Source organism: Segatella baroniae DSM 16972 = JCM 13447, from assembly GCF_000426585.1.
Taxonomy (GTDB): Bacteria; Bacteroidota; Bacteroidia; order Bacteroidales; family Bacteroidaceae; genus Prevotella; species Prevotella baroniae.
Genome location: NZ_AUFQ01000014.1, coordinates 1 through 12,756 on the forward strand (window position 1 = coordinate 1; position 12,756 = coordinate 12,756).

Consider the following 12,756-nt stretch of genomic DNA (forward strand, 5'->3'; position numbering starts at 1 on the left):
CAGACTCGTACACGGCGTGGTACTCACCATCAGGGAAATGCTTCTTCAAAAAGTCAAAGAGCGTCTTTGCGGAGGCTTGCTGCGGGTGCCTCTCTCTGTAACCCGACTCGGTCAGCACACAGACCTCCCAAGTTTTTGCGTGGACATCAATTCCTATGTAAATCTTTTGTCCCTTGAAGGAAATTTTGTTTCTTTGCATATCGGTACGGTTCTAATTGTTTGTCATTTGTCGTTTGCACTACAAATATACAATCCAATTATTATCGTACCAACTCTTTCCTTGCAGACTATGAAAAACACCGCGGAGGCTTGCCATGCGGCCGGAGGCGCGAAGCCTCCGAAAAGCGAGGTCTAACTCGTCGCAATACGTTAGCCTTTGCAAACATAGTAACTTGTCGTTTTGCTGTGTTGGACTTCGTGCAGCGACGATGACGAGAAGACCGCTTACTCCAATGAAGGGGCTAAAACGGAAATCGGTAGAAAAATTGCAGAGAACAGCGGCTTTGTAGGACACTTCTTCAAAGACACAGCCTACACGCTTTCGTCGGGGGTGCAGGCATGCGAGATGCAGTGTCTTTCCGAGACAGGCTTGGCAACCAAGTTGTACATTTTCGAGGTGGCTCTCGAAACTAATGGGGTGACGATTGTTGCTTCTTCTCCCGACAATGGTTCTCAATTCGGAGTACAGCCCATGACATTGCAGGCCAAGGCTTATGAAAGTTCTGTCGAACATGTGCTGGGGGCCGTAAATGGGGATTTCTTTGCAGGTGGAGGCACGCCTGGCGGCATATTCTATCGCAAAGGCAAAGCCCTCAAGACGACGATGGCGGACGAAAAGTCCACCTTCTTTGCAATTACAAAAGACAAACAGGCTGTCATCGGGTCACACGATGAGTTCGACAAGATGAAGAACAACATACTGGAAGCCGTTGGTGGGCGGCATCGGCTGTTGCGAAACGGGCAGATTGAAGCGCAAACCAATACACAGCTGGAACCTCGCACGTGTGTGGGAGTCACTGCGGGCAACATCGTTTACCTGATGGTTGTGGATGGTCGCAATTTCTGGAATTCAAACGGCATGACTTTCTCAGACATGTCGAACGTGATGAAAGCCTTGGGGGTGAAGGACGCCATCAATCTGGATGGTGGCGGTTCGTCCACTTTTGTTATACGCTCAAAAGAAAACGAAGCGTCCGCCTCATTTGCCGTGCGAAACTGGCCGTATGACTATGGAGGTCTGGAGCGTGCTGTTGCCAATGGATTGTTGATAGTAAAGGAAGAATAAAGAAGAACGATATGAATATGACAAGAATGAAACAAACGATAAAGGCCGGCATGACGGTTCTCTTCTCCTACACATTGTTGCATGCGTGTCAGGATTTCACAGACCACATGGGATTTGCTGTGCCAAAGGAAGAATTCAAATTCGGAAAAGACATCGTACAGCTTGGCTATCAGGAACAAGAGGCCGATTTGGAGATTTATGCCTCGGCTCCTTGGCGGGTCAAGACGGATGTTGCTTGGGTCGACATCGTCAAAGCCAATGATCTTGGCAATGGGCAATACAAAATGAAAGTGCAAGCCAATCCCTTGTTGACACAACGGGAAGCGACGGTCACAGGTTGGATTACGACCGACCACACCTGGTCGCAGACGGTCATGCAGGAAGGAGTCGGCATGAAACTGGGTAAAAGTGCATTCATGGTTTCTGTATCAGAACAGAATATCAAAATCCCGTTTACCACAGTGGTGGACTATACATGTGTACTGCCCGACGATTGCGACTGGCTGGAATTGAAAAGCCAGCCGGCTGTCACGCCGGTCGAAGTCAATGAGTTGGAATTGGTGGTGCATGTCAAGAAGTTGACGGGAATGGAGGAGCGTAAGGTGGAGATTAGTCTGAACGGTAGCAATGGAATTTCTTTGCCGATACAGATTACGCAGTCGTCGAAAGTTGTTGAGTTGACCGATATAGACTATCTGAAAGAGTTTTACAAGAATGCCAATGGGGCAAACTGGACTAAGAAATGGAACTTCAATGCTCCATTGAAGACGGATGCAGTGAATTGGCCCGGCGTGACTGTTGTAAACGGTCGCGTGAAAGAGATTGTATTCTTCACGCCAAACAATATCGTTGGGGACATAACTCCGTTGTGCCACTTGTCCGAATTGGTGACGTTGAAGTTCAAACATCAAAAGCTCACTGGTATTCCGGAAGAAATCGGGATGTTGGAAAAGTTGAATACTTTATGGATCATCGAATGTGCCGCAAAAGGCTCCGTCCCCAAAAGTTTGGCTGATTGCAAGCAGCTGAAAGCCCTCAATCTTTCAAATCACCCGACGGCAACACCTGCGGGTTTTGTCAACTCTTTCACGGGAAACCTTGCCGACTTGCTAAAAAACGAGGCATTGCAGTCCATCAAGATTTATCTGAATGCCTTCACTGGAAACATTCCGGTATTACCTTTGGATGCAGAGGGTAGACCTACCGTTTGGAAAGATCTGCGCGAACTCTATATATACAACAATCCGCTCAGTGGAGGGATTCCAGTCGGCTATGGTTACCTATTCAACCATGGAGCCACGGGCAATATTTCCAATTGCGGATTGTCGGGCAAAGTGCCAGATGACTTGAAGCGCACCAGCTTTTATCAGCGGCATCGAACGTCCCTTTTTCTGAAAGGAAATTCATTGGAAGAGTAGTTCTTCCATGGCGGCAAATCGGCAGTGGCAGCTGACACGGCGATGTTGCCTTGAATGTAAAAGCAAACACCCTGACAGATTGAGGCCTGCCAGGGTGTTTTAAAGAGATTATTTAGAACCAAGTTTTGGACTACTTGACAGATACGGGTGCATCCAGCTTCTTGATACTGAAGCCGTCTGTACGACCGGCGAGGCCTTTGGCCGCGTCTTTCACAACGCCGCCTTCAATCTTTTCCGTGCCGTTGAGCTTGTAGTAGAGCTCCAGACCGTCGGACTTGGGATCCACACCCAGCATGTTCTGTTTGATTTGGTTCTCGCTGCGGGCGACGCTCCACACGCGGATTTCGCTCATGCAGCCCTCGAACGGACGCTCGCCCCACGGAAATCCTTTGAGCTTACCGATGTTGAAACCTACGTCGGCGTTGGGGTCGAAGCCCGTAATGTTCCAGGCCGACTCTGCCCACTTGTTGCCATTGAGATACATCACCGTCTTTCCGGATGATTGGTCGAACGTCAGGGCCAGATGATACCACTTGTTCGTCTGTAACTTTTCTGGAGCCTCATAGTGCTGACGGCCGGCAGCTTGAACGATACCCTTAGGTATACCGCCACCCGTATCTCCAATACGAAGAATCATAACACCCTCTGTACCAAGAACAGTGTTGTTACTGCCAAAGTATGTAGGATAGATGAGAGCTTCGTAGGTGAACGACTTGAAGAAAGTGCCGGCAGGGAACTTAACCGAAATATAGTCATTATTAAACTCCGCCACTTGGGTGATGGTAAATGGCTTGGCCAGGATGACAAACTCGATGTCGGTGCCCTCAATCGTGGGAACCGAACCGGAATGGAGCCGCACGGGCACGACGTATGACTTGCCTTCGACCAACTTGTCGAGGTTGCTCAATATCATCTTCACCTTGCCGGCAAACAACTGTCCCTTTTCGATGGTCGAAGCGGTCTGCTCCAACTTCACGTCCTTGGCGTCCAGTGCCAGATAGTTGGTGCCGTACTTGGCATTGTAGTCTTTCACTACGCTTTCCTCGGCCACGGAGTAGGACACCGCCACCTCGGACGAATGCTTGTCGGAGAGCCGGCAGGTAAGCTCAACGTCCATCGTTGGCTTGTCTCCCTTCACCTCCACATTGTATTCCTTGTTCTCGAAATAAACCTTGGGCTTCAGCAAGTCGCTCTCGCTGTCGTTGCAGGCTGTCGGCAGAAACATCGCCAACCCCAAAGCCACATAGCTTAATATCTGCTTTTTCATTGTTTCTTTCGTGTTAAATTAATAGATATACAGAGATTGCCAGCGGCTTTATTTGCCCTGCTTGGCCTTCCATTCGTTGAACACTTTCTGGTTGATCTGAATGGCCTGACGCATCCACTTGTAGTTGGGCGTGTTGTCGTAGTCGTTGTCAAAGCGATAAGCGCCTACGCCACCCTTGTATCCCTTCGACGGCATGGACGCAGCCTGTTCGAGCAAGCGACCGCCCCAAGAGAAAGAAGATTCGAAGTTTTCGGTCGTGATGATACTCTTCGGGTCGATGTCGTAGTTGTCGAAATAGGTGAAACGGCCATAAGACTGATCAATCCAATAGTCCACGTAGCCATCGAGTTCTTTGGTGAGACTTCCGAAGTGCCCGTCTACACAGATGAGTTTGTGCCCCTTGTGCTCGGGATCGCTCTTCGGGCCAATATACTTGTTCATCTCCTTGATGAGATAAATCAAATGCCTGTCGTAGCTCAATGTACCGTCCATGTCGAAGACGCCACTGCCGATTTCCCAGTCGATGTCGTAGCCGTCCCAGTCGTTGGCTTCGAGAGAGTCGCAGAGGGCCTTGGCGAACTTGGCCAACGCCTGATAGTGGTTGTCCGATTCAAACTTTCCATCGAAGCCCCAGAACTTCCAGCGTGCTTTCTTCTTGGCCTCGTTCAATCGCTCTTCATCATTGTGCCAACCCTCCTTCTCGGCCTGTTTCTCCACTTCCTGGTAGACTGACTCGGGCGTGCGGCCCTTGCCGATGTACGACAGCAGGGTCACTTCGAGCAGCTTGGTGCCCTTCACTTTCTGCACAAACTCCTTGTCGGCCTTCTGCTCAGGCGTGATGGTGAAACGGTTCGGCGCGCCACTCCACATAGAGACGATGTCCATGCTGTCGGGCATGGAGGTGAGATAGCCGCGGCGATAGGTGCCGGCCGGCGACCAGTTGGAATACCAGCCGAAAGCCACCGGGCGCCCATAGTTGACGGCCGTCTGCTTGTAGGCGCGCAAGTCGGCGTAATATTTCTCGCTCTTGGCGTTGTTGAGCGTGTTGAATCCGCCCACGTGGTCGAAGTCCTTGGCTTCGGGTTCGGTCATGTCGGAGCAGGAAGTCGCAACGAATCCGCCCAGCAATGCCAACAACAACGTGTAATATTTGATTTTTTTCATTGTTCTTAGGTTTTAAAGCATTATTTCCTATTGTCCCACCATAGGCGTGTGCCAGCCTTGTCCTGGCCGCCACGCAGCAGTTTGCGGGCCTTCTCCAGATTCTCCAGTTCTTCTTGCGAGGTGGCCTTGTTGGTCGGGAAGCGCATGCGGCGAATGCCGATGTTGCTGTCCACCTCGCCATTGCTGCCATTGCTGACCACCTTGTGCAGCTTGGGATAGCCCGTGCGGCGATATTCGCTCCAAGCTTCCTGTCCATTCGGATAGAGCGCAATCCACTTCTGAATCATGATTTTCTCCAGTTTCCTTTCGGTGTCACCCTCCCATTTGACGGAAGCCTGGCTCACCGGAACCTCTTCTACGGAAATATAGGGTGAATACATCGTCATCTTGTACTGCATCGGCTCACGTGTAGAGTTCATGTAGTCATTCAATTGCGAAGCGGGAACACCATTTTCCTCAAACGACATGGCGATACCTTGCTTGTAAAGTTCCTCTGCTGTTGCGCCGACAGCCCAGCCACGGAGCGCGGCTTCGGCCTTCAGGAAGTACACTTCAGACGCACGCATCCAATAGGTCGGTGTCGTCGGAGGAATGTTGGGCTTCGAGCAGTCCTTGAAGGTCTTGTTACTGGGAAGCGAATGTCCCGTAGGAACGGCGCAGTACTTACCTAACTTGCCCACATTGACAGCTTGGTAAATCGTTGACTGCGTAAAGTATTTGGGCAGTCGGGGGTCTTCGTAGCCAGCCAGGTAAGCAAACATCGACGAACCCATGCGACACTCGTTATACTGGTTGATGAGTACATCCAGGTTGTTCTTGAACACCAAGCCGGCTCCCTGCTCCATCTTGGCCTCATCCTCCTTACCTTTCATCACGCCATAGCGATGATTGATGGCCTGGAGGGCATACTTCTGCGACAACGCGGCGTCGGCGTAATACACGCGCATGGCCAGGCGCAACATCAGAGAGTTGGCATAAACCACCCAATTCTTGACGTTGCCGCCATACACGGCGTCGGCCTTCTCCAGCAACGTGGCACCGCCTTGGTCGACATATTTCGCCAGCACGGCGATGGCGTCGGTGAGTTCGGTGAACATCGCCTTGTACACTTCCTCCTGATTGTCATAAGGAACGGTGATGAGTCCTTTGCCGGCTTCCTTGTAAGGAATGGGGCCGAACATGTCAGTGGCTTTGTGCCAAGCCGATATCTTGAGGATTTGCGCCAGGGCGAAAGCCTCCGGGAAAGCGGTCTCGGTCTTGCTCTTGACGTCCTGCCACAACGGTATCATCGTGGAGTAGGCTTCCGTATAGGACGAAGCCACCCAGCCGTCACGCAGGAAATAGTTCAGGTTGTTGGGGCCGCCCCAGTTGTTGTTCTGTCCGAAATAGCCGCTCCAGCAGTCTGCCGCCAGGTTATAGGCCGTCTGGTATCTGTTGACGACATTGGTTCCATCGGCCTGCGTTCCCACGGGAACGACGCATTTCTGCATGGCTGTGATGGGACCTCCGACGGCGATTCCGTCCTTCAGCCCCTCCTCCGGAAGCATTTCAAACTCGTTGGTATTGACTTTCTCGAAGTCACAGGACGTGAACATCGACAAAGCCAACAGTCCTATCATATATAGACATGTTTTCTTTTTCATCGTTTTCAGAATTTAAACTTGACACTGAATCCATAACTCTTGAGGCTCGGCTGCATGAAATAGTCGTTGCCCTGTCCGTAGGTTCCTGTGGAAGAGGTCATCTCCGGGTCGAAGGGGGCCTTGCAGTAAATCATCCACGGGTTGGTGGCCACGAACGAAAGGGTGAGGTCGCGCAGCACGTTGTTGAACCAACGCGGATTGAACTTGTAGCTCAAGGTCAGTTCCTGCAAGCGGATGTTGGTGGCGCTGTAGGTGTAGTAGCCCGCAAGGTCGGTTTCGCCGGTCGCCGTCAGCGTGTAATACTTCTTGGCGTCGAAGCGTCCTTGGTGAGGAATCATCACGCCACCGGCGTCTCTGGCGTCGGCCGAAGCCTTCGATACGCCGAAGCGGTCAAGCAGTGCCTGGGTGGAAGAGGTGACAACGCCGCCGAAACGGGCATTGAAGAGGAAGCTCAGACCGAAGTTCTTATAGCTGAGCGAGTTGTTCCAGCCCATCGTGAAGTCGGGCGTCGTCTTGCCCAAGTAGATGGGATCCACGGTTTCGAGGTTGATACCGCCCGAAGAAGTCACGTTGACATAGCCCTGGTTGTCCTTGGCCAGCACCTTGCGTGCGTAGATGTCGCTGATGCTTCCGCCAACCTTCAGTATCACACGGCCCTTGTCTTTCGACACTTCCGGAATGTTGATGGGCTTCGGACTCTTCGGATGCACGTAGTCCTTCACCATCTCCTTGATTTCGTTCACGTTCTTAGAGTAGGTCAACGAAGAGTTCCACTGCAAACCGCCGAAGTTGTCGTTGTAGCCGACGGTCATCTCGATACCACGGTTTTCAACGTTGCCCGCCTGTAGATAAACGGCCTTGTAACCTGAGCTTTCAGGCAGTTCGCCGATGAATGTCTGGTTGTAGGTGTTGGATTTGTACCATGTGAATTCCACGGACAGCTTCTTGAAGAAGCGTGCCGTCAAGCCCACTTCATACGACTTGGTGCGCTCGGCCTTGTAGTCGGTGAACGGATAGATGTCGGTCGACTTCAAGCTGCCGCCCACGAGCGGCGTCGTGATGGTGCCCGGTGTCATGCCCGAACGCGAAACGGGAGAGCCCACTTCGGTATAAGAGCCTCTCACTTTGAGGTAGGAGATGAACTCGGGCAGCTTCACCATTTCCGAAACGATACCCGACAGACCCACGGAAGGATAGAAGAAAGACTCTTCCGAGGAGTTGACCAGGCGCGAGTTCCAGTCGTTACGGCCGGTAAGCGTCAGATAGACCATGCTCTTCCAGCCCAGTTCGGCACTGGCAAAGGCTGCCACGTTGCGCACCTTCGAGTCGCCGCCGGCCTCACGGATCTTGCTGTCGGAGGGGTCGATGTTGGTCAGCGAAAACTTGTTGGGCAACAGCACGAGGTTGCCGCCGTAGCCACGGGTGAGCGAAGCGAAGTCGGAGTAGCTGTAACCCACGTTGGCCGCGAGGCTGAAGTCGCCGAAACGCTTGTTGATGTTGGCGATGGCGTCGATATAAGTCTGATGGTCTTTGTAGTCGTAATACTCATAGAAGCCGTTGGGCTTGGCGAAGTATTCGTATGAAGAAGCGTAGACCTTGCGCTCGCTCGTCATGAACGTCCTGTCGAGACGCACACGGCCGGCCACGCTCAGCCAGTCATATATATTATAGGTGAGGCCCGCGTTGAACATATAGCGGTCCTTGTCGTCGGGAGCCAGGTTGCGGTAGGCCGTCCAGTAGGGGTTCTGGTTGGCGAAGCGGCCCTCTTGCACCGGCCAATACTGGGTCGGGAAATTGCGCACGACGTTGAAGCGCTCGAACGTCTTGATGTCTTCGAACGACTCGCCGCGGGGGAAGAGGTAGGCCGCCACGATCGGATTCCAGTATTCTCCCTGCGAAACCATGTTGTTGTCTTTCTGCTTGACGTAGGATGCACCCAGGTCGAGCTGCACCTTGCCCTTGAACAACTTCGACGTGTTGCGGACGGTGAAGTTGTAACGGTCGTAAGTGTTGTTGGGCACAATGCCCTTCGAGTTGGTCGAAGCCGCCGACACGAAGGTCTGGTTGAACTCATTGCCAGTGTTGACGGTCAACGCGTTGATGAAGTTCGTCCCGGTGCGGAAGAAGTCCTTCGCGGGATCGTAGCTGCTGGGAGTGGGCAGTTTCTCGCCCCAGCTCTCATACATGCCGGGCTTGTTGCCGTAGGTGTTCTGAAACTTGGGCATAATCAGCGGCTTGCTGAAGTCGGCCGACGAAGAGTAGGAAATCTCCAGACGACCTTCCTTGCCCTTCTTCGTCGTGATGAGGATGGCACCGTTGGCCGCGCTGCTGCCATACAAGGCTGCCGCGGATGGGCCGGCCAGCACGTTGATACTTTCGATGTCCTCGGGGTTGAAGTCAGCAATGCCCTCGCTGCTCACACGGCCTTCGCCCATGACACCGCTGTCGGCCCCGCCGCTGAAGTTGAACAGAGGCATACCGTCGATGACGTAGAGCACGTTGTTGTCGCCGTCGATCGACTTGGCGCCACGCATGATGACACGGGTGGCTCCACCCACGCCGCTGGCGCTCTTCGAAATGCTTACACCGGCAATCTTACCGTTAAGAGAATTTACGAAGTTGGCGTCCTTGTTGCGGGTCAGCTCTTCGCTCGACACCTTCTGTACGTTGTAGCTCAACGCCTTCTCGGCGCGCTTGATACCCAAAGCCGTCACCACAACTTCGTTCAATACTTTCGAGTCTTCCGTCAGGGTGAGGCGGCGGCCAGCGTCGGCAGCCTTCACCTCCTTGGTGGCGAAGCCCACATAAGAAAATTCCAGCACGTCGCCGCGGTTGGTGTTGATGGTGAAGTTGCCGTCCACGTCGGTCACGGTCGCATTCTTCGTTCCCTTGACGCGAACCGAAACGCCCGGCAGGCTCTCGCCGTTGGCGTCCACCACTTGGCCCGCCACCTTGACAGAACCGGCCTTGCCCGTCTCCTGCTGCGGCTTGGCCTGCTGCTGTGATATGATGATATGTCGGTCGGTGATGGTGTATTCCAGTCCCGAGCCCTTCAGCATTTCCTTGAGCAGGTCTGACAGTTCGATGGATGACGAGCTGACATTGACCACTTTCTTCAGATTAATGCTGTTCTGTCCGTAGTCTACAGACTTTGATGTTTGTTTTTCGATAGCCGTTATCAGGCTTTTCATCGTAGCTTTCTTCTGCTGGAGCTTGATCATCCGGCTCTGCGCGTAGGCACCCGATGCGACAAACAATAACGCAGCTACGAAAAATGTCTTTGGTTTGGCCATTATTGAGTTTGATAATGGATTGATAAATCGTTTCATACTTTAGTATCAGATAATTTGAATCGTTCTAATTATAAATGATAAGTTAATACTCGTTGTTGTCTTTTCTGTCTATCGGGCGCCTCCTTTCTTTGTTTTGAGCACGATTCGTCCGTGCTCGTGTTGATAAGTGAGGTTTCCGGCTATCTTCGTGATGACTTTCATCACGTCGTCGATGCGCTCGTCGTTACGGAAACTCATGGTATATCTTCGCCCCGTGTCGACCGAGGGGGCTGCGACGACTTCGATGTTGTACTTGCGGCACACGTCGGCAAGCACACGGCCGAGCTGTTCTTGCTCGAACACCAGCCTGCCCTGCATCCACGCGTTGTAGCGTTCGCTGTCCACGGAGCTTTTCCGCATCAGTCCGCTGACGCGGTTGTAGACGAGCTGTTCGTTGGGATTCAACAGGGCCGAGTGCCGTCCGTTGCTCACGCTGACCTTCCCTTCCTCCAGCGTTGTCGTGACATTCTCGTCACAGGCGTAGGCCTTCACGTTGAACCGGGTGCCCAACACGCGTATGCGCAGGTTGCCGACGTGTACGATGAAAGGTTGCTTGGCGTCTTTCGACACGTCGAAATGGGCCTCGCCTTCCAGATAGACCTCACGATTCGAGGCAAAACGGCTGAACTTACGGGGATACAGCACCGTGGAACCGGCGTTGACACGCACCCGCGTTCCGTCCGAAAGGGTCAGCCCGTCGGTCGCCCCGTTGGCCACGCTGCACTCCAGCAGCTCACCCGAGCGGGCGTGATAGGACGAAGCCGAATACCACAGGGCACCGCCGGAAGCCAACAACAGCAGCAAGCCGGCCGCGTACTTGACAACCCGCCGACGCAGACGGAGCGTGGCACAACGCCGTTCGTAGGCGTCGCGACTATGTTGGAAGGCGGCCAATGACTGCGCCAGGTCTACCGTTTCGCTCTCCGGCGTCTGGTCCCACACCTTTCTGAAGGCCATTTCCTTGGCCTCCACATCCTCGTCGCCACGCAACCAACGCGCCACAAGCGGGCGATAGCGGCGTGGAATGAGTCCGTCCACAAAGTTTCTTACGATTTGATAGGCTATGTAGTTGTTCATGCTTTCGCGGTTTACTGACATAACGACGAAAGCACGAAGGACACGTAGTTAAAAGAAGTTAAGCTAATCAACCCAAATCAATCATTGGAAAATTGCCATGGTATACTGCGCTGACAATCGTCATGCGGTTGCCATCATTACGCTTCACGGGCATTAATCTCATTATATAAACAAGGTCAACCACCCTGTGCGCCTGCAACCGCGTAGCGGGTGGTGGCTCAGCACAAGCGGTTGCATGCACAATGCCCATGATTATGCCTCCACGAACCATTGGGTATCAACAAATGCCTGTCGCAGACTGCGCAGGAAGTGAAGCCGGAGGCTTCATCGCTCAGTAACCCCTGGTCAGCTCTGCGAAGCGGAGTGACCAGGGGATAAAAGACCAGGCGGAAATCGACCCTGGAAGGGTCGCCCAAAGACTGCCATGATGATGGTGGGCGACCCCTCCAGGGTCGACGGATGGATGGCGGGCACCCCTCCCCCGGTCATCCTGCGGCATGACCGGGGGTTACGGAGAGGTGAAGCCGCTGGCTTCAACACCCGCAGGAAAGCCTCGGGGGGCGGCATGCGAGCCTGCCCGCCCGTCATAGAGGGGCAGCCGCCCGCAACCATGGCCATCATATCACCCTTGCATCTCGTGCCTCCGCATGCTTCAAAATCCATTGGCTACTCCGACGGCTCACCCTTTATTCCCGACGACATCTACCACAAACGTAAAAAAGACCAAGGCCTTCGGCCTAGTTTCTTGTCACCACTTGCCGAACAGGGTAGCTCGCTGCGCTCACAACCCTGCTCTATAAAAAGACCAACCGCCAAGGCGGTTGCAGGCGCACTACAAGCGGTTGCATGCTCAGTACAAGCAGTTGCATGCGCAATGCACCATGACCATGTTTCAATGAACCGATTTGACTTCAACCGAACTGCTGAAGCAACATTTCAATGAACCGATTTGACTTCAACCGAACTGCTGGAGCAGCGTTTCAATGAACCGATTTGACTTCAACCGAACTGCTGGAGCAGCATTTCCACGACAAACAAGGTGACGAGGCGGCGGAGTTCGGCCAAGGCGGCGGTGATGTGCGTCTCCACCGTGCGCTTGCTGATGTGCAACGCTTCGGCTATCTCGTCGTTCTTCAGGCCGTCCACGCGGCTCATTCGGAACACACGGCGTTGCTGGGGCGGCATTTTCTCGATCTGGCGATGGATGATTTCGTGCAACTCACGGCTGTAGATGGCGTCCTCCACGCGGGTCTCGTCGGCTATTTCCGAGCCTTCGACGTCGGCATGGCTGCGCAAGGCCACCGACTTCAGGGCGTCGAGGGCGGCATGATGGGCCATGGCGTAGATATAGGCGTCGAGATTCTCCACCGACGCAATGTGGCTTCGCTTCACCCACAGCTTCATGAATACGTCTTGAGCGATGTTCTCCGCCTCGTATTCGTCGCCGCAGAAGCCCATGACGAAGCGTTTCACCCGTGGAAAGAAACGGGTGAAAACCATGTCGAACGCTTTCCGCTCGTCATGAGTGAAAGCCACGGAGAAGATATGATTGGTGTCGGAATCCACGATG

At 53.4% G+C, this 12,756-nt stretch carries 8 protein-coding genes and 1 pseudogene; 2 read left to right on the forward strand and 7 right to left on the reverse strand.

Translation table 11 applies throughout. The features are described from left to right. Positions 1-199 (reverse strand): annotated as a pseudogene (locus tag K334_RS13835) (IS110 family transposase); the annotation flags it as partial. 201 nt (positions 200-400) lie between these two features. Here K334_RS13835 and K334_RS13840 point away from each other — a divergent pair. Continuing rightward, positions 401-1,285, forward strand: a complete 885-nt coding sequence (locus tag K334_RS13840) for a phosphodiester glycosidase family protein (protein ID WP_025881508.1) — start codon at positions 401-403, stop codon at positions 1,283-1,285. Positions 1,286-1,296: 11 nt separating this feature from the next. After that, the gene (locus tag K334_RS0109305; RefSeq protein WP_051218719.1) at positions 1,297-2,703 is read left to right on the forward strand and encodes a BACON domain-containing protein; all 1,407 of its coding nucleotides are present in this window, start codon (positions 1,297-1,299) and stop codon (positions 2,701-2,703) included. Between the two features lie 130 nt (positions 2,704-2,833). Here K334_RS0109305 and K334_RS0109310 read toward each other — a convergent pair whose 3' ends face one another. The 6 genes from K334_RS0109310 to K334_RS0109340 all read right to left on the reverse strand — a co-directional run bounded on the left by K334_RS0109310 (position 2,834) and on the right by K334_RS0109340 (position 12,752). Further along, positions 2,834-3,970, reverse strand: coding sequence for a DUF1735 and LamG domain-containing protein (locus K334_RS0109310; protein WP_021589117.1), 1,137 nt, complete (start codon positions 3,968-3,970; stop codon positions 2,834-2,836). A gap of 48 nt (positions 3,971-4,018) precedes the next feature. Beyond that, positions 4,019-5,134: a glycoside hydrolase family 18 gene (locus tag K334_RS0109315; protein WP_027444862.1), complete on the reverse strand. Its 1,116-nt coding sequence runs from the start codon at positions 5,132-5,134 to the stop codon at positions 4,019-4,021. 20 nt (positions 5,135-5,154) lie between these two features. Continuing rightward, complete coding sequence (locus tag K334_RS0109320; RefSeq protein WP_027444863.1) at positions 5,155-6,777, reverse strand: RagB/SusD family nutrient uptake outer membrane protein; 1,623 nt, start codon at positions 6,775-6,777, stop codon at positions 5,155-5,157. Positions 6,778-6,782: 5 nt separating this feature from the next. After that, positions 6,783-10,106 carry a TonB-dependent receptor gene (locus K334_RS0109325; protein WP_027444864.1) on the reverse strand — a complete coding sequence of 1,108 codons (3,324 nt, stop codon included), beginning with the start codon at positions 10,104-10,106 and terminating at the stop codon, positions 6,783-6,785. Between the two features lie 72 nt (positions 10,107-10,178). Then, positions 10,179-11,186, reverse strand: a complete 1,008-nt coding sequence (locus K334_RS0109330; RefSeq protein ID WP_025881510.1) for a FecR family protein — start codon at positions 11,184-11,186, stop codon at positions 10,179-10,181. A gap of 999 nt (positions 11,187-12,185) precedes the next feature. Further along, complete coding sequence (locus K334_RS0109340; protein ID WP_021589060.1) at positions 12,186-12,752, reverse strand: RNA polymerase sigma-70 factor; 567 nt, start codon at positions 12,750-12,752, stop codon at positions 12,186-12,188. Positions 12,753-12,756 lie beyond the last annotated feature (4 nt).

Coding starts and splice junctions, on each gene's coding strand:
- K334_RS0109315 (WP_027444862.1), bottom strand. CDS start 5,134: ATGAAAAAAATCAAATATTACACGTTGTTGTTGGCATTGCTGGGCGGA.
- K334_RS0109330 (WP_025881510.1), bottom strand. CDS start 11,186: ATGAACAACTACATAGCCTATCAAATCGTAAGAAACTTTGTGGACGGA.
- K334_RS0109305 (WP_051218719.1), top strand. CDS start 1,297: ATGAATATGACAAGAATGAAACAAACGATAAAGGCCGGCATGACGGTT.
- K334_RS0109310 (WP_021589117.1), bottom strand. CDS start 3,970: ATGAAAAAGCAGATATTAAGCTATGTGGCTTTGGGGTTGGCGATGTTT.
- K334_RS0109325 (WP_027444864.1), bottom strand. CDS start 10,106: ATGAAACGATTTATCAATCCATTATCAAACTCAATAATGGCCAAACCA.
- K334_RS0109320 (WP_027444863.1), bottom strand. CDS start 6,777: ATGAAAAAGAAAACATGTCTATATATGATAGGACTGTTGGCTTTGTCG.